The 25,645-nt window shown below is 74.4% G+C and carries 27 protein-coding genes; 21 read left to right on the forward strand and 6 right to left on the reverse strand.

Annotated elements, in window-relative coordinates; all coding sequences use genetic code 11:
* Nucleotides 1-9: 9 nt before the first annotated feature.
* Nucleotides 10-1,596 (reverse strand): oxidoreductase, encoded by a 1,587-nt coding sequence (locus BLR33_RS13240; protein ID WP_093784590.1) that lies wholly within the window; start codon nucleotides 1,594-1,596, stop codon nucleotides 10-12.
* A 277-nt stretch (nucleotides 1,597-1,873) separates the two neighbouring features.
* Here BLR33_RS13240 and hisD point away from each other — a divergent pair, with 277 nt between their 5' ends.
* The 8 genes from hisD (at nucleotide 1,874) to hisF (ending at nucleotide 7,752) form a co-directional block, all read left to right on the forward strand.
* Entirely contained in the window at nucleotides 1,874-3,184 is a 1,311-nt protein-coding gene (hisD, locus tag BLR33_RS13245; RefSeq protein WP_093784591.1) for a histidinol dehydrogenase, read from the forward strand.
* A gap of 68 nt (nucleotides 3,185-3,252) precedes the next feature.
* On the forward strand, nucleotides 3,253-4,371 hold the full coding sequence (locus BLR33_RS13250) for a histidinol-phosphate transaminase (protein WP_093784799.1): 1,119 nt from the start codon (nucleotides 3,253-3,255) through the stop codon (nucleotides 4,369-4,371).
* On the forward strand, nucleotides 4,368-4,961 hold the full coding sequence (gene hisB / locus BLR33_RS13255; protein WP_093784592.1) for an imidazoleglycerol-phosphate dehydratase HisB: 594 nt from the start codon (nucleotides 4,368-4,370) through the stop codon (nucleotides 4,959-4,961). The genes BLR33_RS13250 and hisB overlap by 4 nt, the downstream gene beginning before the upstream one ends.
* Before the next feature lie 16 nt (nucleotides 4,962-4,977).
* A complete protein-coding gene (locus BLR33_RS35185; RefSeq protein WP_176930252.1) occupies nucleotides 4,978-5,130 on the forward strand; it encodes a hypothetical protein in 153 nt (50 codons plus the stop codon).
* Between the two features lie 10 nt (nucleotides 5,131-5,140).
* Nucleotides 5,141-5,776, forward strand: coding sequence for an imidazole glycerol phosphate synthase subunit HisH (hisH, locus tag BLR33_RS13260; RefSeq protein ID WP_093784593.1), 636 nt, complete (start codon nucleotides 5,141-5,143; stop codon nucleotides 5,774-5,776).
* 85 nt (nucleotides 5,777-5,861) lie between these two features.
* The gene (gene priA, locus BLR33_RS13265) at nucleotides 5,862-6,587 is read left to right on the forward strand and encodes a bifunctional 1-(5-phosphoribosyl)-5-((5-phosphoribosylamino)methylideneamino)imidazole-4-carboxamide isomerase/phosphoribosylanthranilate isomerase PriA (RefSeq protein WP_093784594.1); all 726 of its coding nucleotides are present in this window, start codon (nucleotides 5,862-5,864) and stop codon (nucleotides 6,585-6,587) included.
* Complete coding sequence (locus BLR33_RS13270; RefSeq protein WP_093784595.1) at nucleotides 6,584-7,000, forward strand: Rid family hydrolase; 417 nt, start codon at nucleotides 6,584-6,586, stop codon at nucleotides 6,998-7,000. Before priA ends, BLR33_RS13270 begins: the two co-directional genes overlap by 4 nt.
* Nucleotides 6,997-7,752, forward strand: a complete 756-nt coding sequence (gene hisF, locus BLR33_RS13275; protein WP_093784596.1) for an imidazole glycerol phosphate synthase subunit HisF — start codon at nucleotides 6,997-6,999, stop codon at nucleotides 7,750-7,752. Before BLR33_RS13270 ends, hisF begins: the two co-directional genes overlap by 4 nt.
* A 6-nt stretch (nucleotides 7,753-7,758) precedes the next feature.
* On the opposite strand, the gene BLR33_RS13280 is transcribed toward hisF, so the two are convergent.
* Entirely contained in the window at nucleotides 7,759-8,529 is a 771-nt protein-coding gene (locus BLR33_RS13280) for an SDR family oxidoreductase (protein WP_093784597.1), read from the reverse strand.
* Between the two features lie 99 nt (nucleotides 8,530-8,628).
* Between BLR33_RS13280 and BLR33_RS13285 the strand changes: the two genes are divergently transcribed.
* The gene (locus tag BLR33_RS13285; RefSeq protein WP_093784598.1) at nucleotides 8,629-9,183 is read left to right on the forward strand and encodes a TetR/AcrR family transcriptional regulator; all 555 of its coding nucleotides are present in this window, start codon (nucleotides 8,629-8,631) and stop codon (nucleotides 9,181-9,183) included.
* A gap of 72 nt (nucleotides 9,184-9,255) precedes the next feature.
* On the opposite strand, the gene BLR33_RS13290 is transcribed toward BLR33_RS13285, so the two are convergent.
* The 3 genes from BLR33_RS13290 to BLR33_RS13300 all read right to left on the reverse strand — a co-directional run bounded on the left by BLR33_RS13290 (nucleotide 9,256) and on the right by BLR33_RS13300 (nucleotide 11,827).
* Nucleotides 9,256-9,861, reverse strand: coding sequence for an O-methyltransferase (locus tag BLR33_RS13290; RefSeq protein WP_093784599.1), 606 nt, complete (start codon nucleotides 9,859-9,861; stop codon nucleotides 9,256-9,258).
* A gap of 183 nt (nucleotides 9,862-10,044) precedes the next feature.
* Complete coding sequence (locus BLR33_RS13295; protein WP_093784600.1) at nucleotides 10,045-10,677, reverse strand: TIGR03085 family metal-binding protein; 633 nt, start codon at nucleotides 10,675-10,677, stop codon at nucleotides 10,045-10,047.
* 226 nt (nucleotides 10,678-10,903) lie between these two features.
* Nucleotides 10,904-11,827 (reverse strand): hypothetical protein, encoded by a 924-nt coding sequence (locus BLR33_RS13300; RefSeq protein WP_093784601.1) that lies wholly within the window; start codon nucleotides 11,825-11,827, stop codon nucleotides 10,904-10,906.
* A 136-nt stretch (nucleotides 11,828-11,963) separates the two neighbouring features.
* Between BLR33_RS13300 and hisI the strand changes: the two genes are divergently transcribed.
* Together hisI and BLR33_RS13310 are read left to right on the forward strand one after the other, a co-directional pair.
* Complete coding sequence (hisI, locus tag BLR33_RS13305; protein ID WP_093784602.1) at nucleotides 11,964-12,311, forward strand: phosphoribosyl-AMP cyclohydrolase; 348 nt, start codon at nucleotides 11,964-11,966, stop codon at nucleotides 12,309-12,311.
* Between the two features lie 116 nt (nucleotides 12,312-12,427).
* Nucleotides 12,428-13,936 carry an anthranilate synthase component I gene (locus BLR33_RS13310; RefSeq protein WP_093784603.1) on the forward strand — a complete coding sequence of 503 codons (1,509 nt, stop codon included), beginning with the start codon at nucleotides 12,428-12,430 and terminating at the stop codon, nucleotides 13,934-13,936.
* 134 nt (nucleotides 13,937-14,070) lie between these two features.
* Here the strand turns inward: BLR33_RS13310 and BLR33_RS13315 are convergent, their stop codons facing one another.
* On the reverse strand, nucleotides 14,071-15,345 hold the full coding sequence (locus BLR33_RS13315) for a S53 family peptidase (protein WP_407639674.1): 1,275 nt from the start codon (nucleotides 15,343-15,345) through the stop codon (nucleotides 14,071-14,073).
* A gap of 789 nt (nucleotides 15,346-16,134) precedes the next feature.
* Here BLR33_RS13315 and BLR33_RS36105 point away from each other — a divergent pair.
* The 10 genes from BLR33_RS36105 (at nucleotide 16,135) to BLR33_RS13360 (ending at nucleotide 25,532) form a co-directional block, all read left to right on the forward strand.
* The gene (locus BLR33_RS36105) at nucleotides 16,135-16,719 is read left to right on the forward strand and encodes a TIGR02234 family membrane protein (protein WP_245771400.1); all 585 of its coding nucleotides are present in this window, start codon (nucleotides 16,135-16,137) and stop codon (nucleotides 16,717-16,719) included.
* A 547-nt stretch (nucleotides 16,720-17,266) separates the two neighbouring features.
* Nucleotides 17,267-17,533 carry an HGxxPAAW family protein gene (locus tag BLR33_RS13325; RefSeq protein WP_093784605.1) on the forward strand — a complete coding sequence of 89 codons (267 nt, stop codon included), beginning with the start codon at nucleotides 17,267-17,269 and terminating at the stop codon, nucleotides 17,531-17,533.
* A gap of 161 nt (nucleotides 17,534-17,694) precedes the next feature.
* A complete protein-coding gene (locus tag BLR33_RS13330; RefSeq protein ID WP_407639668.1) occupies nucleotides 17,695-18,171 on the forward strand; it encodes a DUF2752 domain-containing protein in 477 nt (158 codons plus the stop codon).
* Between the two features lie 170 nt (nucleotides 18,172-18,341).
* Nucleotides 18,342-19,148 carry an indole-3-glycerol phosphate synthase TrpC gene (gene trpC / locus BLR33_RS13335; RefSeq protein ID WP_093784607.1) on the forward strand — a complete coding sequence of 269 codons (807 nt, stop codon included), beginning with the start codon at nucleotides 18,342-18,344 and terminating at the stop codon, nucleotides 19,146-19,148.
* A 392-nt stretch (nucleotides 19,149-19,540) separates the two neighbouring features.
* Complete coding sequence (gene trpM / locus BLR33_RS37130) at nucleotides 19,541-19,684, forward strand: tryptophan biosynthesis modulator TrpM (protein ID WP_407639669.1); 144 nt, start codon at nucleotides 19,541-19,543, stop codon at nucleotides 19,682-19,684.
* Nucleotides 19,685-19,730: 46 nt separating this feature from the next.
* Nucleotides 19,731-21,011 carry a tryptophan synthase subunit beta gene (trpB, locus tag BLR33_RS13340; protein ID WP_093784608.1) on the forward strand — a complete coding sequence of 427 codons (1,281 nt, stop codon included), beginning with the start codon at nucleotides 19,731-19,733 and terminating at the stop codon, nucleotides 21,009-21,011.
* Complete coding sequence (trpA, locus tag BLR33_RS13345; RefSeq protein ID WP_093784609.1) at nucleotides 21,008-21,832, forward strand: tryptophan synthase subunit alpha; 825 nt, start codon at nucleotides 21,008-21,010, stop codon at nucleotides 21,830-21,832. Before trpB ends, trpA begins: the two co-directional genes overlap by 4 nt.
* 461 nt (nucleotides 21,833-22,293) lie before the next feature.
* A complete protein-coding gene (locus tag BLR33_RS13350; protein WP_093784610.1) occupies nucleotides 22,294-23,109 on the forward strand; it encodes a DsbA family protein in 816 nt (271 codons plus the stop codon).
* 142 nt (nucleotides 23,110-23,251) lie between these two features.
* On the forward strand, nucleotides 23,252-24,277 hold the full coding sequence (lgt, locus tag BLR33_RS13355; RefSeq protein ID WP_093784611.1) for a prolipoprotein diacylglyceryl transferase: 1,026 nt from the start codon (nucleotides 23,252-23,254) through the stop codon (nucleotides 24,275-24,277).
* 445 nt (nucleotides 24,278-24,722) lie between these two features.
* A complete protein-coding gene (locus BLR33_RS13360) occupies nucleotides 24,723-25,532 on the forward strand; it encodes a VIT1/CCC1 transporter family protein (protein WP_093784612.1) in 810 nt (269 codons plus the stop codon).
* Nucleotides 25,533-25,645: the final 113 nt, after the last annotated feature.

Genomic DNA, 25,645 nt, shown 5'->3' on the forward strand with positions numbered 1-25,645 from the left:
GCCCCCCGCTCAGGCCCCCCGCCGCAGCAGCCGGGACGCGCCCGCGGCAGCGGTCGTCGCCAGCATCCACCCCAGCAGGATCAGGCCCGTGGCCACCCACTGCCCGACGCCCGTCTCCCGCCAGGCGTTGTCCTGGCCGAGGTCGATCACCGGCAGCAGCAGGTCCAGCGCGTACAGGGCCGGGTTCCAGTGCGGCACGTAGCCGCTGTCGGCCGGGTGCGGCGCGGGCTCCACTGCGAAATACACCGCGCCCAGCGCCCACAGCACCGCCATCCACACCGCGGCCCGGCCCGGCCGGAAGCCGTATCCCACCGTGACGTCCTGCAGCCAGCCCCACGTGCGGCCCACCACGGTCAGCGACTCGCGGCGCCGCCGCTGCCGGGCCAGCAGCACCTCGCGGGCCTCGACGTCCTCCCCGCTCGCCCGCAGCGCCGCGGCCAGCCGCTCGTACGGCTCCGGCCGGAACTCCGGGGTCGCCGCGCGCAGCCAGGCGATCCGGGAGCGCAGCGGGAAGTCGGCGGGCGGGGTGAGGCTGTCGTAGGTGAAGTCACGCAGCGACAGCCGGCCCGGGGCCGGCCAGCTCTCGGGCGCGTCCACCAGCTTGCCGACCCGGGCGCCGGACAGCGAGACCATGCCGTCCGGCGGGGTGCCCGGGGTGAAGCGCAGCTCGGGGGTCTGGATGCGCCGCAGCGAGAGCTGCTGCTCGTCGGCGAGCCGGAAGTCGGCGCGGGTGATGATCACCGCGTTGCCGAACCGGCCGTCGTCCAGCCGCAGCCCGCCCTCGCAGACGAAGTCCCGGGTGGGCATCCCGGGCGGCGGCGGGGTGTCGCCGCCGACGGAGTCCGCCGCGCTCCAGCCCGCCGTCAGGTAGAGGGTGTGCTCGACCTGGACCCTGGCCGCGTTGAGCGCGTAGCGGCCCGACGGGTTGCGCAGGGTGGAGCCGCGCAGGCTCAGCCGGCCGCCGATGCGAGCGCTGCGCAGGCTGAACTCTCCGGTGACGTCGAGCAGTTCGGCGTCCACGTCCTGCCCGACGTGCAGCCCGTCGGCGGCCACCGCGCGGCCGACCCGGTCGCGGCGCACGGTCGCCTGGTTGAGCATCAGATCGGTGCCGATCTGGGCGTCGGTCATGCGTATGCCGCCGGGGACGACGCACTGCGGCAGGTGCAGGTCGCCGGTGATCTGCAGCCGGGCCGCCTCCACCCGCGGGATCAGGCAGTGCACCAGGCGGATGCTGCCGGCCCGGCACTCCTGGAGCATCAGCTGCTCGTCGAAGCGGCAGTCGTCCATCTGGACGTAAGGGGTGATGACACCGCCGGAGAGCATCAGCCGGCCGCTGATCCGCACCCCGGCGAGCTTGAGCGCGGCCACCCGGCCCGGCTGGGAGGGCGGCGGGTTCAGTAACAGCTCGGCGACCGCCTGCGCCCGCACGGTGCGCTCCTCGGGCCACGGCGGGCCGTCGATCGGGTCGGCCGCCGGCGCGCCGCCCTGCGCGGAAGGGTGCAGGTCGCAGGTGCGGCCGGCCCGGAACAGCCACCACATGCGCTGCTCCGGCGCCGTCCAGTCGTCCGGTGGCGCCGTCCTGTCCCGTTCGGCCATCCCCGCCCCTCCCCGTGCCCGCCGGTCCCCGCTGGTACCCGACCGGCCCTGCTCGTCCCTGCTGGCCACTGCTCGTCCCTGCCCGGCCCCCGTCCCGGCGGGGCGCGGCCGCCACGCTAGCGGCACCGCCGGTCCCCGCGGCAAACAGGCCCTTACCCCGCGGCCGCCCCCGTGTCACGGCGCCGCCACGAAAGCCGCGCCCGGCCGCGACCCGCCCCCGTATCACGGAATGGAACCGTGAAACGGCCGCGGCGGGCGGGTCTCTACACTTGGCAGGGTGATCTCCCGAATCGACCTGCGCGGTGCCGCCTTCCCCGAGGGCGGTATCGACCGCGACCTGCTGCCCCGTGCCGAGTTCGACGTGGAGGCCGCGCTGGAGGCAGTGCGGCCGATCTGCGAGGACGTGCGCCATCGCGGCACCGCGGCGGTGCTGGAGTACGGCGAGCGGTTCGACGGGGTCCGCCTGGAGCGGCTGCGGGTGCCCGCCGAGGCGCTGGCCGGCGCGCTGGCCGCGCTCGACCCGGAGGTCCGCGCCGCCCTGGAGGAGTCGGTCCGCCGGGCCCGCGCCGTCCACCGCGACCAGCGCCGCACCGACACCACCACCCAGGTCGTGCCCGGCGGCAGCGTCACCGAGCGCTGGGTGCCCGTCCAGCGGGTCGGGCTGTACGTGCCGGGCGGCCTGGCCGCCTACGCGTCCTCCGTCGTGATGAACGTGGTGCCCGCCCAGGAGGCCGGCGTCGAGGGCATCGCGGTGGCCTCCCCGCCGCAGAAGGAGACCGGCGGGCTGCCCGCCCCGGCGATCCTGGCCGCCTGCGCCCTGCTGGGTGTCGAGGAGGTCTACGCGGCCGGTGGCGCCCAGGCGATCGCCATGTTCGCCTACGGCACCGACGAGTGCCGCCCGGTGAACCTGGTCACCGGCCCCGGCAACATCTACGTGGCCGCCGCCAAGCGCCTGCTCAAGGGCCGCATCGGGATCGACGCCGAGGCCGGGCCCACCGAGATCGCCATCCTCGCCGACGCCTCCGCCGACCCCGCCTTCGTCGCCGCCGACCTGATCAGCCAGGCCGAGCACGACACGCTGGCGGCGGCGGTGCTGGTCACCACCTCCGCCGAACTCGCCGACGCCGTCGACAAGGAACTCGACACCCAGGTCGCCGCCACCAAGCACCGCGAGCGGATCACCGCCGCCCTGGGCGGCCGGCAGTCGGCGACGGTCCTTGTCGACACCCTGGAGCAGGGCCTGGAGATTGTGGACGCCTACGCGGCCGAGCACCTGGAGATCCACACCCAGGACGCCGCCGAGGTCGCCGCCCGGGTGCGCAACGCCGGCGCCGTCTTCGTCGGCCCGCACGCCCCCGTCTCGCTCGGCGACTACTGCGCGGGCTCCAACCACGTGCTGCCCACCGGCGGCTGCGCCTGCCACTCCTCGGGCCTGTCCGTGCAGTCCTTCCTGCGCGGCATCCACGTCGTGGACTACTCCCGCGAGGCGCTCGCCGAGGTCGCCCACCACGTGGTGGCGCTGGCGAACGCCGAGGACCTGCCCGCGCACGGCGCCGCCGTGACCGCGCGGTTCGGAGGCGGCGCGTGACCTCCCCCGCGAAGCCGACGGGCCCGGCCGCCGCCCCTGTCGCCCCCGAGGCCCCCGGCGCCCGCGTCCTGACCCTGGACGACCTGCCCATCCGCGACGAGCTGCGCGGCCAGTCGCCCTACGGCGCGCCGCAGCTCGACGTGCCCGTGCTGCTCAACACCAACGAGAACCCCTACCCGCTGCCCGAGGCGCTGGTCGCCCGCATCGCCGAGCGGGTCGCCGAGGCCGCGCGCGACCTCAACCGCTACCCGGACCGCGACGCCGTCGAGTTGCGCACCGCGCTGGCCGGCTACCTCACCCGGACCGCGGGCCACGCCGTGGGCGTCTCGCAGGTGTGGGCCGCCAACGGGTCCAACGAGATCATCCAGCAGCTGCTGCAGACCTTCGGCGGCCCCGGCCGGCGCGCCATCGGCTTCGAGCCGTCGTACTCCATGCACGCGCTGATCTCCCGCGGCACCGGCACCGGCTGGATCTCCGGGCCGCGCAACGAGGACTTCACCATCGACGTCGAGGCCGCCGTCCGCGCCATCGGCGAGCTGCGGCCCGAGGTCGTCTTCGTCTGCTCGCCGAACAACCCCACCGCCACCGCGGTCGCCCCCGAGACGGTCCTCGCGCTCTACGAGGCCGCGCAGGCGGCCGGCCCCTCGATGGTCGTGGTCGACGAGGCGTACGCGGAGTTCTCCCACCGCCCCTCGCTGCTGCCGCTGATCGAGGGCCGCCCGCACCTGGTGCTCACCCGCACCATGTCCAAGGCGTTCGGCGCCGCGGGCCTGCGGCTGGGCTATCTGGCGGCCGATCCCGCGGTGGTGGACGCCGTGCAGCTGGTCCGGCTGCCCTACCATCTGTCCTCCGTCACCCAGGCCACCGCGCTCGCGGCGCTGGAGTACACCGACACCCTGCTCGGCTACGTCGAGCAGCTGAAGGCCGAGCGCGACCGGCTGGTCGCCGAACTGCGCGCCGCCGGCTACGAGGTGACCGAGTCCGACGCCAACTTCGTGCAGTTCGGCCGGTTCGCCGACAGCCACGCCGCCTGGCAGGCGATCCTCGACCGCGGCGTCCTGGTCCGCGACAACGGGGTGCCCGGCTGGCTGCGGGTCAGCGCCGGCACCCCGGCCGAGAACACCGCGTTCCTGGCGGCGGCCCGCGCCGTCGCCGGCGAGCACCGCACCACTGAGGAGTCCGCATGAGCCGCGTGGGACGCGTCGAGCGCACCACCAAGGAGACGTCCACCGTCGTGGAGATCGACCTCGACGGCACCGGGCAGGTCTCCGTGTCCACCGGTGTGGGCTTCTACGACCACATGCTCGACCAGCTCGGCCGGCACGGCCTGTTCGATCTCACCGTGAAGACCGACGGTGACCTGCACATCGACACCCACCACACCATCGAGGACACCGCGCTCGCCCTGGGCGCGGCCTTCAAGCAGGCCCTCGGCGACAAGGTGGGCATCTACCGGTTCGGCAACTGCACGGTGCCGCTGGACGAGGCGCTCGCCCAGGTCACCGTGGACCTGTCGGGGCGGCCGTACCTGGTGCACACCGAGCCTGAGACCATGGCCCCGATGATCGGCACGTACGACACCACGATGACCCGGCACATCCTGGAGTCCTTCGTGGCGCAGGCGCAGATCGCCCTGCACGTCCACGTGCCCTACGGGCGCAACGCGCACCACATCGTGGAGTGCCAGTTCAAGGCGCTGGCCCGGGCGCTGCGCTACGCCAGCGAGCGCGACCCGCGCGCCGCGGGAATCCTGCCCTCCACCAAGGGCGCGCTGTGAACACGAAGGAAGCGCTGTGAACAAGGGGTCCTCTCTCTTCATCCTGCTCGGCCTGTTCCTCGCCGGCGGGGTCTACTCCTTCTGGAAGCAGAAGCAGTCCCGCAGCCTGATCACGCTGCTCGCGGTGGGCTCGGTGATGGCGCTGGCCGCCGGGTTCATGCAGCTGTGAGGGGGCGGGCATGAGCAAGAGCGTGGTCGTCCTCGACTACGGCTTCGGCAACATCCGCTCCGCCGAGCGGGCGCTGGCCCGGGCCGGCGCCGAGGTGGAGATCAGCGCCGACTACGACCGGGCGATGGCCGCCGACGGCCTGCTCGTCCCCGGCGTGGGCGCCTTCGCCGCCTGCATGGCCGGGCTGCGTGCCGTCCGCGGCGACTGGATCGTCGGACGCCGGCTGGCCGGCGGCCGCCCGGTGCTGGGCATCTGCGTCGGCATGCAGGTGCTCTTCGCCGAGGGCATCGAGCACGGGGTACGCACCGACGGGCTCGACGAGTGGCCTGGCACCGTGGAGCCGCTGCGCGCCCCGGTCGTCCCGCACATGGGCTGGAACACCGTCAAGGCCCCCGAGGACTCACGGCAGTTCGCGGGCCTGGACGAGGACGCCCGGTTCTACTTCGTGCACTCCTACGGCGTGCGGGAGTGGACCATGGAGGCGCACAACGGGTCCATCCGCGCGCCCAAGGTCGCCTGGACCACCCACGGCGAGCCCTTCGTCGCCGCCGTGGAGAACGGCCCGCTGTGGGCCACCCAGTTCCATCCGGAGAAGTCCGGGGACGCCGGCGCGGTCCTGCTGCGCAACTGGCTGGACACCCTCTGACACCTTCTGACACGGACCCCGAACCGCCCTTCCGCTCCGCTTCGCCGCCCACGATCGCCCACGATCCCTTGAGGACCGCATCCCGATGAGCACGCTCGAACTCCTCCCCGCCGTCGACGTCCGCGACGGCCAGGCCGTCCGCCTGGTGCACGGCGAGTCCGGCTCGGAGACCTCCTACGGCGACCCGCTGGCCGCCGCGCTGGCCTGGCAGGAGGCGGGCGCCGAGTGGCTGCACCTGGTGGACCTGGACGCGGCCTTCGGCACCGGCGACAACCGCGCGCTGATCGCGGAGGTGGCGGGCCGGATGGACCTGAAGGTCGAGCTGTCCGGCGGCATCCGCGACGACGACACGCTGGCCGCGGCCCTGGCCACCGGCTGCACCCGGGTCAACCTCGGCACCGCCGCCCTGGAGAGCCCCGCCTGGGTGGCCAAGGTCATCGCCGAGCACGGCGACCGGATCGCGGTCGGCCTCGACGTGCGCGGCACCACCCTGCGCGGCCGCGGCTGGACCCGCGACGGCGGCGACCTCTACGAGACGCTGGCCCGCCTGGACAGCGAGGGCTGCGCCCGCTACGTCGTCACCGACATCGCCAAGGACGGCACCCTGCAGGGCCCCAACCTGGAGCTGCTGTCCGGGGTGTGCGCGGCCACCGACCGGCCCGTGGTCGCCTCCGGCGGCGTCTCCAGCCTGGACGACCTGCGCGCCATCGCCGCCCTGGTGCCGCAGGGTGTGGAAGGCGCCATCGTCGGAAAGGCGCTCTATGCGAAGGCGTTCACGCTTCAAGAGGCCCTGGAGGCAGTGTCGCGATGACCCGTAGCCGTGGTGTGCGCCGCGAGCAGTCCGGCAGCTCGTGGGAGGAGTCGACCGGCGCGGCCAGCGCCGTGCAGGCCGGCGACCTGGTGCTCGTCTCCGGGCGGATGCCGCCCCAGCAGGGCGGCGCCGTGCCCGGCGACGACGAGCCCTACCAGCAGACCCTCGCGGCCTTCGGCGCCGCCATCGAGGCGCTGGAGCCCTTCGGGCTGGGCGCCGCCGACGTGGTGCGCACCCGCACCTACCTCAGCCACGCCCGCGACGCCGAGGAGGCCCGCCGCGCCCACCGCGAGCTGTTCGGCGAGGTCCGCCCGGCCGCGACGATGGTGGTCGTGGCCGGCTTCTCGGACTCGCGGGTGCTGGTCGAGGTCGAGATCGAGGCTTACCACGGCACCACCGGAGGCACCGCATGACCCTGGCCGTCCGCGTCATCCCCTGCCTGGACGTCGACGCCGGGCGGGTGGTCAAGGGCGTCAACTTCCAGAACCTGCGGGACGCCGGCGACCCCGTCGAGATGGCCAAGCTGTACGACGCCGAGGGCGCCGACGAGCTGACCTTCCTCGACATCACCGCCTCCTCCGGCGACCGCGAGACCACCTACGACGTGGTGCGGCGCACCGCCGAGCAGGTCTTCATCCCGCTCACCGTGGGCGGCGGGGTGCGCAGCGCCGAGGACGTGGACCGGCTGCTGCGGGCCGGCGCCGACAAGGTCGGGGTGAACACCGCGGCCATCGCCAGGCCCGAGCTGATCCGGGAGATCGCCGAGCGGTTCGGCCGCCAGGTGCTGGTCCTCTCGGTGGACGCCCGCCGGACCCCCACCGGCTCCTTCGAGGTCACCACCCACGGCGGCCGCCGGGGCACGGGGATCGACGCCGTCGAATGGGCCCACCAGGCGGCCGAGTTGGGCGCGGGGGAGATCCTGCTCAACTCGATGGACGCCGACGGCACCAAGGACGGCTACGACACCGAGATGATCGCCGCGGTCCGCGAGCACGTCACCGTGCCCGTCATCGCCTCCGGCGGCGCGGGCCGGCTCGCCGACTTCGCCCCCGCGGTGGCCGCGGGCGCCGACGCGGTGCTCGCCGCCTCCGTCTTCCACTTCGGCGACCTGCGCATCGGCGAGGTCAAGTCCGCCCTGCGCGAGGCCGGCAACCCGGTGCGCTGAGCCCGGTCAGTTCTGGACGGTGGGGCGGATGGTGAGGTCGCCGATCTCGACGTTGTCGGGCTGCTCGATGGCGAAGGCGATCGCGCGGGCCACGGCCTCGGGGGCGATGCCGATCGTGGCCATCCGCTGCTCGGCCTCGGCGCGGACCGCCGGGTCCTCGATGGAGCCGACCAGTTCGGTGCGCACGAAGCCGGGGGAGATCGAGGTGGTGCGCAGCACCCCGTCGGTGGACTCCTGCCGCAGCCCCTCCAGCAGGGTGCGCACCGCGTTCTTCGTCCCGGCGTAGACGGCCTGCGTCGGGACGATCTTCAGCCCCGAGGTGGAGACGGTGGTCACCAGGTGGCCGCGGCCCTGGCGGCGGAAGACGGGCAGCGCGGCGGCGATGCCGTGCAGCACCCCGCGCACGTTGACGTCGATCATCGCCGACCAGCCGGCCAGGTCGCCGTCCGCGACCGGGCCGATCCGGCTGATCCCCGCGTTGCCGACCAGCACGTCGAGCCGGCCGAACTCCTCGACGGCCAGGGCGACCAGGGCCTCCAGATCGGCGGCCCGTGTGACGTCGGTGGCGCGGACGGCGGACCGGCCGCCGGCGTCGCGGATCTCGCGGGCCAGGGCGTCGAGCCGCTCGGTGCGTCGGGCGCCGAGGACGACGGCGGCGCCGCGCTCGGCGAGCAGGCGGGCGGTGGCCTCACCGATGCCGCTGCTCGCGCCGGTGATGGCGACGACCTTGCCCTTGATGCCGTCGACGGCGCTGCCCGTGGTGCTGCTGGGTGACACGGGGGTCCCCTTTCCGAGTAATGTGGACACGTGTCCGCTTCTGCTTCCCGACTGTAGCGGACACGTGTCCACTTATCCACTCCGTGCCGCCGAGGACCCATGACCGCACCCCGTCGCCGCGCCGACGCCACCGAGAACCGGGCCCGGATCATCGAGGCCGCCCGCGCCGCCCTCGCCGCGGGCCCGCAGGAGCTCAAGCTCAACGCGGTCGCCCGGCAGGCAGGCGTCGGCCAGGGCACCCTCTACCGCCACTTCCCCACCCGCGAGGACCTGCTGGCCGAGGTCTACCGCCAGGACGTCGACGAACTCGTGGCTGCGGCACCGCAGTTGCTGGAGCGGCACCCGCCGGTCGAGGCGCTCGCCCGCTGGTTCGACCGGCTGGTCGGCTACGCCCGCGTCAAACGCGGGGTGCTCACCGCCGTGACCGCGGGCGCCGCGCAGGACCTGGCCGCGGGCAGCCACGGCCCGATCGGCGACGCCGTGACCGCCCTGCTCGCCGCCGGCCAGGCCGAGGGCACCATCCGCCCCGACGTCGACGCGCGCGACGTCATCGTTCTGATCGGCTACCTCTCCCACCTGTCCGAGCAGGAGTGGGAACCCCGAGCCCGCCACCTGCTCACCGTCGTCCTCGACGGCCTGCGCACCCGCCCCTGAGCCCGCCCCGGCCTTTGGACGCGGTGAAGTGGCAGCCTTTCAGGGGCCGTTCAGGGCCCGTTCAAGGGCAGCTCAGGCGCGGCGGGTGCACAGGAGGGTGGCGAGGTCGGGGGCCAGGGGGACCTCGATGGTGCGCAGGGCGGGGTGGTCCAGCCAGTGGAGGCGGGCGGTGTCCGGGGCGCCCTCGTGGACGGGCGGGGCGCCCGCGGACGGCGTGAAGTCGTCCACCACCAGCACACCGCCGGGCCGCAGCAGGGCGACCGGGTCCGCGGGCGGGTCCGCCGGGCTCTTGCCCTGGCCGCCGCCGTCCAGCACCAGCAAATCGAAGGGGCCGTGGGCGGCGATGGCCGGCCACTCGCCGCACTCCACCGCAACCTCGGGCGCGAGGCCGGAGAAGAGCGCGGCGGCCGCGTCCGCGCGCACCGGGTCGCGCTCGATACTCACCGCCGTGGCGCCGGGCCGCATCCCCGACACCATCCAGGCCAGGCCCACCCCGCACCCGGTGCCGGTCTCGCCGATCCGCTCCGCCCCTGCGGCCAGCGCCTGCAGCAGCCGCCCCTGCTCGGGCCGGCAGGAGTGGGGGAAGCCGAGGTGGCGGGCGGTCCTGGCGGCACGCTCCACGAGGGGCGGCAGGTCGCCGGGGCCGCTGAGATGGGCACGGGTGCCGTCGAGGGACATGGCGGCCATCCTGCCCGCAGGAGGGGCGCCCCTGCGGGCGTTCGGGCGGAATTACGCCACGAATACCGCGCCCGGGCCGCCGGGTCCCGCGAGACCGCTGTCCGCCGGGTATCGCGGGATGCCCAGTCCCCGCTGGGCCCCCGTCTCCCGGGGCCGCGTCCCGCCGGTGCCGCGGTGGGACGGTCAGATGCCGAGCTTCGCGCCGTACGCCTTGGCGACCGCGTCGTCGTCGCCCTCGGCCTCGACCTTCGCCGCCGCCTGCCGGCCGAAGGCGAACATCACCAGCTCGGCGGGCTCGCCGGTGACCGTGACCACGGGGGTGCCGCGGTGGGCCACGGTGGTGCGGCCGTCCGGGCAGCGCAGCACCAGGCCGACGGGGGAGCGGCGGCCCAGCACCCGGGCGCCCTGCTCCAAGCGGCGCCACAGGGCGTCGGCGAAGACGGGGTCGATGGTGCGCGGGGTCCAGTCCGGGGCGGCCCGCCGCACGTCCTCGGAGTGGACGAAGAACTCCACGGTGTTCGCCGCCTCGTCGAACTGCTTGAGCGCGAAGGGCGACAGACGCGGCGGACCGGTGCGGATCAGGTGGATCAGCTCGTCGTACGGCTTGGCCGCGTACTCGGTGCGGACCCGCACCAGGCGGTCGGCGAGCCGGGGGACCAAGGTCCCGGCGGCCGCGTCGCCGCGGCGCTCGCGCACCACCAGATGGGCCGCCATCTCGCGGGTGGTCCAGCCTTCGCAGAGCGTCGGGGCATCAGGACCCGAGCGCTCCAGCAGGTCGGCGAGGAGCAGACGTTCACGCTGCGCATGGCTCGTCATACCGCCAGGCTAGACCCTGTCCGGCAAATCCCGCCTGGCCGCCGCGCCCTGGCACGCACTCTCGCTGCGTTGTCGGTCGTCGGCGCAGCCCGCTGCGCTCTCCTCCCTCCGCCTTCCGAGAGCACGCCCCAGACCCCGCCGCCCCCGCCCTCACGGGCGGACGCCGCTATTTGCCGGACAGGGTCTCCCCCCTGGCCCGATTCGTCCGGCCCCTCGCCGCCGGGGGTTACAGCTTGCTGTAGAGCTTCGTGCCCGAAGTGCCGTTGTTGCGGGTCAGCGAGCAGGTGACGGTCTTCTTGCCCTGCAGCTCGAAGGTGACGAGCTTGGGGAAGAGCGCGTACGGGTAGTACGTCCTGCCGTCGCTCGGCAGGTGCTTCTCGGCGTCCTTCGTGCACAGCTGCAGTGCCTTGCTCTGGATCTCGGAGTCCGAGGAGAAGGTGCCGGTCAGCGTCTCGTTCGCCACCACCTGGGCGTCGTGCGCCGAGCTGCAGGAGCGCTTGGTGACCTCCGAGACCGAGGGGGTCAGCGTGGGCGCGTCGAAGCAGGTGCCCGGCGAGAGCACCACGTAGGGGACCAGCTTCTGGTCGCCGTCCGTGGAGTCGTCGCTCGGCAGGTCGGTCGGCAGGTCCAGGGACGGGTCGATCGAGGGGATCGTGAAACTCGGCGTCGGCAGGCCGGTGTCCGTCGGCAGGCCGGAGGGCAGCCCGCTGAAGGAGTGCGTCGGCTTGTCGTCCGCGGTGTTCTTCTTCTTGTCGTCACCGCCGCTGGCCGCGATCACCCCGCCGATGATCGCCCCGACCACCACCACGGTGCCCACGGCTATCCACGCGTTGCGCTTCTTGTGGTTCGGCGGCGGGGGCGGCGGCGGATAGCCGAAGCCCTGCTGCGGGTCGCCGTAGCCGTAACCGCCGGGCGGGCCCGGCTGCCCGGGCGGGCCGTACCCCGGGGCCTGCTGGGGGTAGCCGTAGGGCTGCGTCGGCTGGCCGCCCTGCTGCGGGTAGCCGTAGGGCTGCGCCGGCTGGGCGGGCTGACCGTAGCCGCCGTCGCCCTGCGGCGGCGGGGGCGGGCCGAAGCCCTGCGGCGGGCCGAACCCGCCGCTCTGCTCGGGTGGCGGCGGGGGACCATCTGGCGGCGGCGGAGGAAAACCCATGGGGGAAGGATGCCCCAAACGGGTGACATCGGCGAGCGTCAACCGGATACCGGACAACAACGGTGACGTGCTTGGTACATGGCGCGGAAATACCGCTGTTTTCCGGTCCGCGCCGCGGCGGCGGCAGAATGGGTCCATGCCCGCGACCTCGCTCGACCCCGCCATCACCGCCCGCCTCAAGCGCAACGCCGACGGACTGGTTCCGGCCATCGCCCAGCAGTACGACACCGGTGAGGTGCTGATGCTCGGCTGGATGGACGCCGAGGCGCTGCACCGCACCCTGACCACCGGCCGCTGCACGTACTGGAGCCGCAGCAGGCAGGAGTACTGGGTCAAGGGCGACACCTCCGGGCACGTCCAGCTGGTGAAGTCCGTGGCCCTGGACTGCGACGGCGACACGGTGCTGGTCAAGGTGGACCAGACCGGCGCGGCCTGCCACACCGGCGAGCGCACCTGCTTCGACCGCGACGTCCTGCTGGGCTGACCCGGACCGCCGCAAGCCGCCCCACCCGCGGCCACCGCGAGGCTGCGGCCCGGTCCGGGAGCAGGGAAGTGGCGCACGCCGACCGCATCCCTGCGAGCGCCCACTAGGCTCTGGCCATGGACCTCGCAACCTTCCGGAAGCTGGCCGTGGACCGCCGGGTGATCCCGGTCAGCCGGCGGCTCCTCGCCGACGGCGACACCCCTGTCGGGCTCTACCGCAAGCTCGCCGGGGAGCGCGTCGGCACCTTCCTGCTGGAGTCGGCCGAGCACAACAGGACCTGGTCGCGATACTCCTTCGTCGGCGTCCGCTCCGCGGCCACCCTCACCGCCCGCGACGGCCGGGCGCACTGGCTCGGTACCCCGCCGGTCGGTGTGCCCACCGACGGCGACCCGCTGGCCGCGCTGCGCGCCACCGTGGAGGCCCTGCACACCCCGCGCGACCTCGGCGCCGGCATGCCGCCCTTCACCGGCGGCATGGTCGGCTACCTCGGCTACGACATCGTCCGCCGCCTGGAGCGCATCGGCGAGCACGGCACCGACGAGCTGCGCCTGCCCGAGCTGACCATGCTGCTCACCTCCGACCTCGCGGTGCTCGACCACTGGGACGGCAGCGTGCTGCTGATCGCGAACGCGATCAACCACAACGACCGCGACACCGGGGTGGACGAGGCGTACGCCGACGCCGTGGCCCGCCTGGACGCCATGGCGGCCGACCTCGCCAAGCCGGTGGAGCAGCCGCCCGTCGAGCTGCCCGCCTCCGAGCTGCCCGCGTACACCACCCGCTGGGGCGGCCAGGACTTCCGGGACGCGGTGGAGGACGTCAAGGAGCGGATCAGGGCCGGCGAGGCGTTCCAGGTCGTGCCCTCGCAGCGGTTCGAGACGCCCTGCACGGCGAGTGCGCTGGACGTCTACCGGGTGCTGCGGGCCACCAACCCCAGCCCGTACATGTACCTGCTGCGCTTCCCGGGCGAGGACGGCACCGCGGACGGCGGCTTCGACGTGGTGGGCTCCAGCCCCGAGGCGCTGGTCAAGGTCGAGGACGGGCGGGCGATGCTGCACCCGATCGCCGGGACCCGGCCGCGCGGCGCCACCCCGCAGGCCGACACCGCGCTCGCCGAGGAACTGCTCGCCGACCCCAAGGAGCGCGCCGAGCACCTGATGCTGGTCGACCTCGGGCGCAACGACCTCGGCCGGGTCTGCGAGCCCGGCAGCGTGGAGGTCGTCGACTTCATGTCGGTGGAGCGCTACTCGCACGTGATGCACATCGTCTCCACCGTCACCGGGCAGGTCGCCGAAGGCCGCACCGCCTTCGACGTGCTGACCGCCTGCTTCCCGGCCGGCACCCTGTCCGGGGCGCCCAAGCCGCGGGCGATGCAGATCATCGAGGAGCTGGAGCCGGCCCGGCGCGGCCTGTACGGCGGCTGCGTCGGCTACCTGGACTTCGCCGGCGACTCCGACACCGCCATCGCCATCCGTACCGCCCTGCTGCGCGACGGCACCGCCTATGTGCAGGCGGGCGCGGGCATCGTGGCCGACTCCGACCCCGTCTCGGAGGACATCGAGTGCCGCAACAAGGCGGCCGCGGTGCTGCGGGCGGTGGCCACCGCGAACCGGCTGGGCGGCTGAGCGGGTCGGGCACCCTCCGCGAGGGCCTGTGCCGCCTCACGTCGTCCCACAACGCCTCACGACGCCGAGGGGCGGAGCAGCCGAACGGCCGCTCCGCCCCTGCTGATTGACGCCTGGTCAGGCGCGCCCGGTGGTCAACCGGTGAACGCTCCCAGGCCGTTGGGTGTGCCGAGGCCGGTCGGGCCGTCGAAGCCGGCGAGGCCCGTGCACAGGTAGCCGCCGCCGCACTCGCCGTTGGAGCCGCCGACCACATCGTTGAGGTCGCCGGTGCGCGCGTACGGGAAGGAGGAGGGCGTCGAACCCTCTGCCGGGGTGCCGGCCAGGGCGTAGATCGAGGCGATGATCGGCGAGGAGACGCTGGTGCCGCCGAAGACCTCCCAGCCGCCGTCGCCGCCGTAGGTGTCGTGGACGGCTACGCCCGTGGCCGGGTCGGCCACCGCGGAGACGTCGGCGACCGCGCGGTTGGCGCAGCCGGAGTCGGTCTGCCAGGCGGGCTTGGTGTCGTAGGCCGAGCAGCCCGAGCCGGAGCCGGCCCACGCGCTCTCGCTCCAGCCGCGCGCCGAGGAGTCCTTCGTCAGCGAGGTGCCGCCGACCGCGGTGACGTAGGAGGAGCCCGCCGGGTACTCCACGCCGTAGCCCGCGTCGCCCGCGCTGACCGTGACGGCCACGCCCGGGTGGTCGAAGTACGAGGTGTCGTAGGAGCTGTCGGCGGGGGACTCACCGCCGCCGTAGCTGTTGGAGACGTACTTCGCGCCCAGCGACACCGCGGTGTTCACCGAGCTGCCGAGGTCGGTCATCATCGAGCTGTCGGCCTCGACCAGCAGGATGTGGCAGCTCGGGCAGACCGCGCTGACCATGTCGACGTCGAGCGATATCTCCTCGGCCCAGCCGTCGTTGGGCGCCGGCAGCGCGGAGGAGCTGCCGCTCTGGCCCACCTTCCGGAAGCAGCCGTTCGCGGTGGTGCACGCGGGCAGGCCGTACGTGGAGCGGTAAGTGGCCAGGTCCTGCTCGGCGTTGGGGTCGTCGTAGGCGTCGACGATTGCAACTGTGGCGCCGTCCCCGCCGGTGTCCGGCAGGGCGTACGCGCTGCGCAGGTCGGCCGGGCCGAAGCCGGAGGGGGCGTCGGCGGGGCGGACGGCGCCGGTCGAGCGGGCCAGTGACGACGCCCCGCCGGTGACCTTCACCGCCAGACAGGACATCTGGCCGGACTTCTTCGCCGCGGCGCAGGAGTGCGCCGTGGTCAGGCCGCCCGGGGCCGCGGTGGCCGCCGAGGCGACGACGAGCCCGGAAACGGTGAGGCCGGCCGCCGCCGCGAGGGCGAGGCCGGCCTTGACGGATGGGCGGGTGTGGTGGGCCCGCGGGGAGCCGGAGGGGTCCGGCGTACGAGAGGTGCCGAGGGTGAAGCGCAAAGCCACGCCTCCTGTGGTGGGGGGAACAGTGGTGGCGGGAGGAACTGTGTGATTCCTGTGGTTTCCGTTGCGTTGTGTGGGGAGTGGGACGCCGGAACCGTATGCGTGGCACGTGCACGCCAACAAGGAGCGGTTGGCGATCTCCGCTTTACCTTCACCTGGCGGATGCGGGGACTCCGTATGACCCGGAGGCGTCCGCAAGGCGCCGCGGCGGGCGCGCGGGGCCCGCGCGGGACGTTCGCGGGCGGCGGCCCCCGGCGCGGGACCCCGGTACGGGCAGGGGATAGTGGAGGGGTGAACAGCTCCCCGGGCACGCACACGCCGCACCAGCCGACCCCCGACCCCGAGGCACCCGCCGCCACGGCGGCAACGGCTCCGCGGACGGGCGAACGGGCCGGTGGCGGCCCCGCGGCCACCGGCTCGGCGACTGCGGCGCAGGCCGGCGCCCGGCTTGGTACGGAGGCCGCCTCGCCGGAGGGGGAGCGGGACGGTTCCGTGGTGGGCTCGCAGGGCGGCGCCGAAGCCGCGGACAGCGGCTCGGAGGCTGTCGTGCACGCCGGCGCCCGGGTCGGCGCGCAGGCCGCCCCGCCGGAGGGAGCGCGGGACGGTTCCGCGGCTGGTTCGCAGGGCGGCGCCGACGCATCGGCGCACGCCGGTGGCGAGCCCGGTGGCGAGGGCGCTGCGGGGGCCGGGCCGCACGGCCGCGCCCAGGGTGCCCCGGAAAGCGGTGAGGGGGCGCCCGCTGTCGTACGGCGGGCGGGAGACGCCGACAAGCGCCGTGCCTACCGCGTGCTCGCTGTCGCACTCGGCAGCGGGGCCGTCGGCGCCGGGCTCGTGCTGCTCGCCGCGGGCAAGACCTGGGCCAGGGGCGAGACGGCGGACGGCGTCAGCTCACTGCACGTCCACGCGACCGGCAGCCAGATGACCGCGCTGCCCGGCGCCCTCGCGCTGGTCGGGCTCGCCTCGCTCGTCGCCGTCTTCGCCGTACGCCGTGCCGGCCGCTACCTCGTCTCCGGCCTGCTCGCGCTCAGTGGCCTCGGGGTCGTCCTGGCCGCTCTCCTGCGCGGCAGCGACCACGGCCCGCTGGACTCCGCGGCCGCCGCGGCCACCGGCCTCACCCACGCCACCGCGCTGCACACCAGCACCACCGGCTGGCCGTACGTCTCGCTCGCCGGCGGCCTGCTGCTGCTGGCCGCCGGGCTCCTCGCCCTGCGCCACGGCTCGCGCTGGCCCGCGATGTCCGGCCGCTATGACCGTCCCGGCGCCAAGCCCGCCACCCGCCGCGCCCGTACCGCGGCCCCGGCCCCCGTCGACCCCGACCGCCCCGAGGACCTGTGGAAGGCCCTCGACCGCGGCGAGGACCCCACGGACTGAGCAGCCCGGCCGGGAAACGGCCGTGCGGGCCGGCGTTCCGGTGCGTCGCGCCGGTCCGTCGATCAGACCGGGGCCGTGCGGACGCGGCGGCGACTGCTTCCCGGCCCGCGAGTTGAGCCCCTGCTGAGCCCTGCCGCGGGCGGCCGGCCGGTCCGGCCGCTCAGCGTGCGGCTCAGTGTGCGGGCGATGCTCCCGCACGGCCGCCGGTCCGAGAATCGCCCCTCGCCGGCCGGGCGCCACGGCCAAGCGCCCGCAGCACCCGCAGCACCCGCAGTGCTCTCACCGCTCCCACCGCCCTCGCCGCTGGGCCGCGGCCATCGGGGCCGGGCCCGGGCCCGGGGCGGTTCCGGGCGGCGGCGGGCTTCCCGCGTCGCCCGGGTGGCCGCTCGGCGGCTTCCCGTCCGCTTCCGTCCGCCCGTCGCCGTGCCGGTCCCGGCGCGGGTCCCGGGACACGGGACCCCCGTGCGCGGGGCGGGGGCCACACGCGCAACAATGGGGGCGAAAGCGTGTGGCGAAGAACGCCCCGACGGAACTGCAGGGAGCACTCATGGCGGCATCGCACGGTCACGGACACACCCCCGCCGCGTGGACCGGCGTGATCATCGCCTTCGTCGGATTCCTCCTGGCCGGCGGCTTCACCGTCGCGGACAACGTGCCCGGATTCTGGATCGGCATCGGCCTGATCCTGCTCGGCGCGGTCGTCGGCGGAATCATGAAGATGATGGGCCTGGGCCAGCACTACGAGCCGATCGAGACCTCCCCGGTCCCCGCCGGCAAGGAAGCCAAGGAGTCGGAGACCCCGGCCCAGGTCTGAGGCCCTTCTTCCGGGGCCCGTCTTTCGTGGCCCTTCTTCGGACCGCCTCGCCGGCTGTTCGGCCCCCTTCGCCCGTACGGCGGACACCCATGCAAGGGCGCAGCAGCGGACCCCGCGTCCGCGCGCTGCGCCTTCGTGCGTCCGGCGGCAGAATCGGCCCCGTGACGCCCCCCGTCCGCGGCACGCTGCCGCCCTCGCAGACCCGGCCGCTCCCGGCAGCGCCCGCGGCTGCGCCCCGTCCGGGTGCCGTGCGCCGCGCCGCCGTCCCGCTGGGCGTCCTCGCCGCCGTCGCCGGCGGCTTCGCCTACGTCGGGGCCGTCGACCCCAACACCCCCGGCCACTACCCGGTCTGCCCGCTGCTGTACTACACCGGCGTCTACTGCCCCGGCTGCGGCGGCCTGCGCAGCGCCTACGCCGTCGCCCACGGCCGGTTCGGCACCGCGCTCGGCTGCAACGCGCTGGCCGTCGCCGGGTACGCCGTCTTCGCCGTCGTGTGGGCGGTGTGGCTGGTGCGGGCGGTGCGCGGCCGGCCGTTCGAGCCGGTGCTGCGGCCGTCCCACCGGTGGGCGCTGCTCGCCCTCGTGCTCGCCTTCACCGTTGTCCGGAACCTGCCCTTCGGCGCCGCGCTGGCGCCCTGATCCGCGCGGCCCCCCGCGCGGCGGCCGGAAAGACGTTTGTCCAGGCAGCGGGATCGCGACGGCTGCGATTCGGGCCCGGCGGCCCCCGCCGGATACCATCGGAGTGCCGGTGGACGACCCCCGCTGGCTTGATCATTTCGCTGCTCGTCCCGCCGGAAGGGGAAGCTCGCGTGAGTGTGCTCGACGAGATCATCGACGGAGTACGAGCCGACCTCGGCGAGCGCCAGGCCCGCGTGACACTGGACGAGCTGAAGGAGCGCGCCGCCCGCGCCCGCGACGCCCGCGACGGGGTGGCCGCGCTGCGCGGTGAGGGCGTCAAGGTCATCTGCGAGGTGAAGCGGGCCAGCCCGTCCAAGGGCGCGCTCGCCGCCATCGCGGACCCCGCGGGGCTCGCCGCCGACTACGAGGCGGGCGGCGCCGCCGCGATCAGCGTCCTCACCGAGCAGCGCCGGTTCGGCGGTTCGCTCGCCGACCTGGAGGCGGTGCGGGCGCGGGTGGACATCCCCGTGCTGCGCAAGGACTTCATCGTCACCGCGTACCAGCTGTGGGAGGCGCGGGCCTACGGGGCGGACCTCGCGCTGCTGATCGTCGCCGCGCTGGAGCAGCCCGCGCTGGTCTCGCTCATCGAGCGGGCCGGGTCCATCGGGCTCACCCCGATCGTCGAGGTGCACGACGAGGAGGAGGTGCGTCGGGCGGTGGACGCCGGGGCCCGCGTGATCGGGGTCAACGCGCGCAACCTCAAGACGCTCGAGGTCGACCGGGACACCTTCGCGCGGCTCGCGCCGGAGATTCCCGAGCACATCGTGAAGGTCGCTGAGTCCGGCGTGCGCGGTCCCCACGACCTGATCGCCTACGCCCACGACGGCGCCGACGCGGTTCTCGTCGGCGAGTCCCTGGTCACGGGGCGCGACCCCCGTACCGCCGTGGCCGACCTCGTCGCGGCAGGCGCCCACCCCGCCCTGCGCACCCGCGAGTAGCTCCGCAGGCCACGGGGGTTACGGCTCCCCGCCGCGGGGGTTCCTGTCCCGTCGCCGACAGCCGCGCCATTGTGGCGTGTCGCGCGGCTCCCCGCGCCCCTATGGGGTTCGCCCTTGGCGCGAAGGGCAAGGCGTGTCACCTCAGGGGCGCTGGGGGTACCCCCGGGCGAAGCTCTGGGGGAGGAACTGCGCGACCAGCCACATCCGGGCCGCGGCCGGGGACGCGCAGAACCTCCTACGGCGGGTTGCCGTTTCTTCGGGACGCTGGGGGACCCCCGGGCGAAGCTCTGGGGGAGGAACTGCGCGACCAGCCACGGCGAGGCTGCGCACGGCAACGGCGAGGAACCCCCGCGGCGGGGAGCCGTACCCCCGCCAGCCGGTAGGATACGACCGTGTCGATCGAGAGCCGCCTCGCCCGCGGGTGCAAGCCGCGCGGGTGCCGTGCGCCGGCGCGGCGCGTGCTGGGGCGGCGGGTGCGGTACGTGATCGGGTGCGAGCCCGGCCAGGTGAACGGCCGGCGATGGTGCCGCGGCTGAACCAGCCGCACCAGCCATCCACCCACCCACGTACCAGGGAACCCGTATGTCCGGATCACCGGAGAAACCTGTCTTCTTCCTGCCCGACACCGAAGGCCCCGTCCCCACCCCGGAGGGCTACTTCGGGGTCTTCGGCGGCAAGTTCATCCCCGAAGCCCTCGTCGCCGCCGTGGACGAGGTCGCCGCCGAGTACGAGAAGGCGAAGGCCGACCCCGCCTTCGCCGCCGAACTCGACGCGCTGATGGCCGACTACACCGGCCGTCCCAGCGCCCTGACCGAAGTGCCGCGGTTCGCCCGCGAGGCCGGCGGCGCCCGCGTCTTCCTCAAGCGCGAGGACCTCAACCACACCGGCTCCCACAAGATCAACAACGTCCTCGGCCAGGCCCTGCTCACCCGCCGGATGGGCAAGACCCGGGTGATCGCCGAGACCGGCGCCGGCCAGCACGGCGTCGCCACCGCCACCGCGTGCGCCCTGTTCGGCCTGGAGTGCACGATCTACATGGGCGAGGTCGACACCCGCCGCCAGGCGCTGAACGTGGCGCGGATGCGCATGCTCGGCGCCGAGGTGGTGGCCGTGAAGTCCGGCAGCCGCACCCTGAAGGACGCGATCAACGAGGCGTTCCGCGACTGGGTCGCCAACGTCGACCGCACCCACTACCTGTTCGGCACCGTCGCCGGGCCGCACCCCTTCCCCGCGCTGGTGCGCGACTTCCACCGGGTGATCGGTGTGGAGGCCAGGCGCCAGCTGCTGGAGCGAACCGGACGGCTGCCCGACGCGGCCGTGGCCTGCGTGGGCGGCGGCTCCAATGCGATGGGGCTCTTCCACGCGTTCCTGCCCGACGCGGGCGTCCGGCTGGTGGGCTGCGAGCCGGCCGGGCACGGCGTGGCGACCGGCGAGCACGCGGCCACGCTGACCGCGGGCGAGCCCGGCATCCTGCACGGCTCCCGCTCCTACGTGCTGCAGGACGACGAGGGCCAGATCACCGAGCCGTACTCCATCTCGGCCGGCCTGGACTACCCCGGCGTCGGTCCCGAGCACTCCTACCTCAAGGACACCGGCCGGGCCGAGTACCGCGCCGTCACCGACGACGCGGCCATGCAGGCGCTGCGGCTGCTGTCGCGCACCGAGGGCATCATCCCGGCGATCGAGAGCGCCCACGCGCTGGCCGGGGCGCTGGAGATCGGCCGCGAACTGGGCCCCGAGGGCCTGCTCGTGGTCAACCTGTCGGGGCGCGGCGACAAGGACATGGACACCGCGGCCCGCTACTTCGGGCTGTACGACCCCACGGACGACGTGGACGAGGAGCACGAGGGAGCGGTCCAGTGAGCGGCAACATCACCCTGCTCGAGCAGGCCATCGCCGGCGCGCGGGCCGAGGGCCGGGCCGCGCTCGTCGCGTACCTCCCGGCGGGCTTCCCGACCGTGGACGGCGGGATCGAGGCGGTCAAGGCGGCGTTCGAGGGCGGCGCGGACATCGTCGAGGTGGGGCTGCCGCACAGCGACCCCGTGCTCGACGGGCCGGTCATCCAGACCGCCGACGACATCGCGCTCAACCGCAACCACGTGCGGATCGCGGACGTGCTGCGGACCGTGCGGGAGGCGTTCGAGGCGACCGGGAAGCCGGTGCTCGTCATGACGTACTGGAACCCCGTCGACCGCTACGGCGTGGAGCGGTTCGCGGCCGAACTCGCCGCCGCGGGCGGGGCCGGGTGCATCCTGCCGGACCTGCCGGTGGAGGAGTCCGAGGGGTGGCGCAAGGCGGCGTTCGCGCACGGGCTCGCCACCGTGTTCGTCGTGGCGCCCTCCAGCCGCGACGAGCGGCTCGCCCGCATCACCGCGGCGGGTTCCGGCTTCGTCTACGCGGCCTCGCTCATGGGGGTGACGGGGACGCGGGACTCCGTCGGCGCGCAGGCGGCCGATCTCGTCCGCCGCACCCGGGCGGTGACGGATCTTCCGGTGTGCGTCGGGCTCGGCGTCTCCAACGCCGCGCAGGCGGCGGAGGTCGCCGCTTTCGCCGACGGGGTGATCGTGGGCTCCGCCTTCGTGAAGGCGATCCTCACGCACGGGGATGATCTGGCCTCCGGCGTGGCCGCGGTCCGCGAGCTGGCGGCGGCCCTGGCCCAGGGAGTGCGCCGGCCTTCCGCCTGAACGGCCCCGGCTCCCCCCTCGCGGGGTCCCCTACGGCACCGGGTTCCGCCCCCGCGCCCGAGTACGGCTCCCCGCCGTAGGGGTTCCCCGCAGTCGCCGCGTGCAGCCCGCCTTGGGCTTGTCGCGCAGTTCCCGCGCCCCTTCGGCTACGCGTCTGCCTCCACCTCGCCGTGCCCGGCCGCCAGGCCGGTTCTGGGCTGGTCACGCAGTTCCCCGCGCCCCTGGGTGGTACGGGGCTCGCTGTGCGCGCAAGGGCAAGCTCAATAGGGGCGCGGGGAACTGCGCGGGAAGAGGCCACCGTCCTTGGGACGGCATTGGGCCCCGTGGGGCAGATGGGTTGCCGTTCTTGGGGGCGCGGGGAACTGCGCGACAAGCTCACGGCGGGGTGCAGGCGGCAGCGGCGGCGAACCCCCGCGGCGGGGAGCCGTAACCCGTAGGCGCCGCAGGCAGTTGGCTGGGGCGTGAGCCAAAGGAACCGTGACGCGAAACGCAGCGCCCGCGAGGCGCTTCGGGCGCAGCGTGAGAGGGACAGGGCGCGGGCCAAGCGCAAGCGCACCCTGACGGTGGCGGCCGGCGTGGTCGTCGTACTGGGGGCCGCCGCCGGCATCGGCGTCGCCGTCGCCGACCACGGCAGCAGCGGCGGCAGCGACAGCGCGGGCCGCGTGATCGCCCCGAAGGGCGCCATCGGCAAGGACAGCCTCGTGATCCCGGTCGGCGCCGCGGACGCGCCCTCGACCCTGACCATCTACGAGGACTTCCGCTGCCCGGCCTGCGACGCCTTCGAGAAGACCTTCACGCCGACGATCCACAGCCTGGAGGACAGCGGCGCGATGCGCACCGAGTACCACCTGGTGACCCTCATCGACGGCAACCTCGGCGGCTCCGGCTCACTGAACGCGGCGAACGCGGCCGCCTGTGCCCAGGACCAGGACAAGTTCCGCCCGTACCACGACGTCCTCTACAGCAACCAGCCCGACGAGCAGGACGACAAGTTCGCCGACAGCACCACCCTGCTCACCCTCGCCGGGAAGGTGCCCGGCCTGAAGACCCCCGCCTTCACCGCCTGTGTGACCGGCGGCACCCACAAGCCCTGGGTGAAGAAGTCCAACGACGCCTTCAACGCGGCCGGCTTCAATTCCACCCCGACGGTGCTGCTCAACGGCAAGAACATCTACAGCAACGCCTCCCTCACCCCGGACTCGCTGCGGCAGATGGTCCAGGCGGCGAACAAGGGCAAGAAGCCCGGCACGGTCACCACGGCCCCCAGCCCGTCCTGACCCCCGTGCCGACCTCCGTCCTGACCGGGGCCCACGCGGCCGCGGACCGGCCCGGGATGCCCCGTACCGCCGGTACGTTATCCATACGTAGCCGGTCGGGTCGCCCTACGATCCGCCCGGCTGCGGTAGCGTCGGCAATGCCATGGACCTCGCATACATCCCCAGCCCCTCCCACGGTGTCGTCCACCTCGGACCGATTCCGCTGCGCGGCTACGCCTTCTGCATCATCATCGGTGTCTTCGTGGCCGTCTGGCTCGGCAACAAGCGCTGGATCGCCCGCGGCGGCAAGCCGAACACGGTGGCCGACATCGCGGTGTGGGCGGTGCCCTTCGGTCTGGTCGGCGGTCGCCTGTACCACGTGATCACCGACTACGAGCTGTACTTCACCAACGGCAAGGACTGGGTCAACGCCTTCAAGATCTGGGAGGGCGGCCTCGGCATCTGGGGCGCCATCGCGCTCGGCGCGCTCGGCGCCTGGATCGGCTGCCGCCGCCGGGGCATCGCGCTGCCGGCGTACGCGGACGCCATCGCGCCCGGCATCGCCTTCGCCCAGGCCATCGGCCGCTGGGGCAACTGGTTCAACCAGGAGCTCTACGGCAACCCCACCCACCTGCCCTGGGGCCTGAAGATCACCAGCACCGCGGGCGACCGGGTGCCGGGGATCTACCAGCCGACGTTCCTGTACGAGTGCCTGTGGTGCATCGGCGTCGCCCTGCTCGTGCTGTGGGCGGACCGCCGCTTCCGGCTCGGTCACGGCCGCGCCTTCGCGCTGTACGTGGCGGCCTACTGCGCCGGGCGGTTCTGGATCGAGCACATGCGGTCCGACTACGCCCACCACATCCTGGGCCTGCGGCTGAACGACTGGACGGCGATCATCGTCTTCACCGCCGCCGTGCTCTACATGGTCCTGTCCGCCCGCCTGCGGCCGGGCCGCGAGGAGGTCGTCGAGCCGGACGGCGAGCCGGTCCCGGCCGTCGCGGGCGAGGCAGGCGCGAAGGGCGCCGAGGACGGCGACCAGGAGTCCGCGCCGACCGCGGCCGAGGCCGCCGCCCCCGCTGCCGCCGACCCGGAGGCTTCCGGCCAGGACCCCGCGCCGACCGAGCCGACCAAGCCCGAATCGTCCGAGCAGCCCGCCGACGAGCCCGAAGGCGCCTCGAAGCCGGCCTGAGCCCGTTTCCGGGGCGGGACACCTTCAGCCCGTTCCATGGCGGAACCGGCCCGGCCCACGGCTGCGCCGCCGCGGTCCGAGGCCGCCGATCCGGCGCCGGTCCACGGCCGCGCCGCCACGGGCCGAGGCCGCCGTCCCGGGGCTGTTCCGGCGGTCCGCAGGCGGCCCGGAGCCGGGGCGGCAGCCCGTACCCGCTTGTCCGGCCCCACCTGAAGCGCGTTCCGCGGCCCTGGTGTGGCCGACGCGGGACTCGCCGGAAGCCGGGTTTGCGGGCCCGGTGCGAAATCGCAGGTGGGCTCGGCCGCAGGGCACCCCGGCACAGGTCCGGGGCGGGCCGCGGCGGGGCCCGGCAGGCTCTCCCGTAGCCGTCGGCGGACTGTTCTTGCAGGTCAGGGCAGCCTTTCCTTGCTGGCGGGGGAGGGGGGACTGCACGTACGGTCGGTGCATGACCACCGCAGCTGCCCACGACTTCGGCACCGTGTCCGCCCCGGGTGCCCGGGGACTGGACGGCGACGGCCCCGGTGACCTGCCCGGTCTGCCCGGCGGGATCGAGGCCGCACCCGAGCCGGTGACGCACTCCCACCGCGACGTCAGCGGCGGCTGGCTGCGGCCCGCGGTGTTCGGCGCCATGGACGGCCTGGTGTCGAACTTCGCGCTCATGACGGGCGTGGCCGGCGGCGACGTGAGCACCAGGACCGTGGTCGTCACCGGCCTGGCCGGGCTGGCCGCGGGCGCGTTCTCCATGGCGGCGGGCGAGTACACCTCGGTGGCCTCCCAGCGGGAGCTGGTCGAGGCGGAGCTGGCGGTGGAGCGCACCGAGCTGGACCGCAACCCCGAGGCGGAGCTGCGGGAGCTGGCCGACCTCTACATCGCCCGTGGCGTCGAGCCGGAACTGGCGCACGAGGTGGCGCGGCAGCTGTCGGCCGACCCGGAGCAGGCGCTGGAGATCCACGCCCGCGAGGAGCTGGGCGTCGACCCGGGCGACCTGCCCTCGCCGCTGGTGGCGGCGGCCTCCTCCTTCGTCTCCTTCGCGCTGGGCGCCCTGCTGCCGGTGCTGCCCTACCTGCTGGGCGCGCACAGCCTGTGGCCGGCCGTGGCCCTCGCGCTGGCCGGGCTGTTCTCCTGCGGCGCGGCCGTGGCCCGCGTCACCGCGCGGTCCTGGTGGTTCAGCGGACTGCGCCAGCTCGCCCTGGGCGGTGCCGCGAGCGCGCTGACCTTCGCGTTGGGCACCCTCATCGGCTCCGCTGTCGGCTGACGGCGGCCTGATCCCGCCGGGCGCGGGGCCTCCGCGCGGCCCGCCGGCCGGTTACGCTCGAAGGAGCGGGCGGTCGCCTGCAAACCCACGTTTCTGCTTCGTTTCAGGCGCCG

Source organism: Actinacidiphila guanduensis, assembly GCF_900103985.1.
Taxonomy (GTDB): domain Bacteria; phylum Actinomycetota; class Actinomycetes; order Streptomycetales; family Streptomycetaceae; genus Actinacidiphila; species Actinacidiphila guanduensis.

Excerpts from the sequence above, each read along its gene's own strand:
- BLR33_RS13240 (WP_093784590.1), bottom strand. The coding sequence starts at position 1,596 with ATGGCCGAACGGGACAGGACGGCGCCACCGGACGACTGGACGGCGCCG.
- hisB (WP_093784592.1), top strand. The coding sequence starts at position 4,368 with ATGAGCCGCGTGGGACGCGTCGAGCGCACCACCAAGGAGACGTCCACC.
- hisH (WP_093784593.1), top strand. The coding sequence starts at position 5,141 with ATGAGCAAGAGCGTGGTCGTCCTCGACTACGGCTTCGGCAACATCCGC.
- priA (WP_093784594.1), top strand. The coding sequence starts at position 5,862 with ATGAGCACGCTCGAACTCCTCCCCGCCGTCGACGTCCGCGACGGCCAG.
- BLR33_RS13270 (WP_093784595.1), top strand. The coding sequence starts at position 6,584 with ATGACCCGTAGCCGTGGTGTGCGCCGCGAGCAGTCCGGCAGCTCGTGG.
- hisF (WP_093784596.1), top strand. The coding sequence starts at position 6,997 with ATGACCCTGGCCGTCCGCGTCATCCCCTGCCTGGACGTCGACGCCGGG.
- BLR33_RS13285 (WP_093784598.1), top strand. The coding sequence starts at position 8,629 with ATGACCGCACCCCGTCGCCGCGCCGACGCCACCGAGAACCGGGCCCGG.
- BLR33_RS13290 (WP_093784599.1), bottom strand. The coding sequence starts at position 9,861 with ATGTCCCTCGACGGCACCCGTGCCCATCTCAGCGGCCCCGGCGACCTG.
- BLR33_RS13295 (WP_093784600.1), bottom strand. The coding sequence starts at position 10,677 with ATGACGAGCCATGCGCAGCGTGAACGTCTGCTCCTCGCCGACCTGCTG.
- BLR33_RS13300 (WP_093784601.1), bottom strand. The coding sequence starts at position 11,827 with ATGGGTTTTCCTCCGCCGCCGCCAGATGGTCCCCCGCCGCCACCCGAG.
- hisI (WP_093784602.1), top strand. The coding sequence starts at position 11,964 with ATGCCCGCGACCTCGCTCGACCCCGCCATCACCGCCCGCCTCAAGCGC.
- BLR33_RS13310 (WP_093784603.1), top strand. The coding sequence starts at position 12,428 with ATGGACCTCGCAACCTTCCGGAAGCTGGCCGTGGACCGCCGGGTGATC.
- BLR33_RS13325 (WP_093784605.1), top strand. The coding sequence starts at position 17,267 with ATGGCGGCATCGCACGGTCACGGACACACCCCCGCCGCGTGGACCGGC.
- trpB (WP_093784608.1), top strand. The coding sequence starts at position 19,731 with ATGTCCGGATCACCGGAGAAACCTGTCTTCTTCCTGCCCGACACCGAA.
- lgt (WP_093784611.1), top strand. The coding sequence starts at position 23,252 with ATGGACCTCGCATACATCCCCAGCCCCTCCCACGGTGTCGTCCACCTC.
- BLR33_RS13360 (WP_093784612.1), top strand. The coding sequence starts at position 24,723 with ATGACCACCGCAGCTGCCCACGACTTCGGCACCGTGTCCGCCCCGGGT.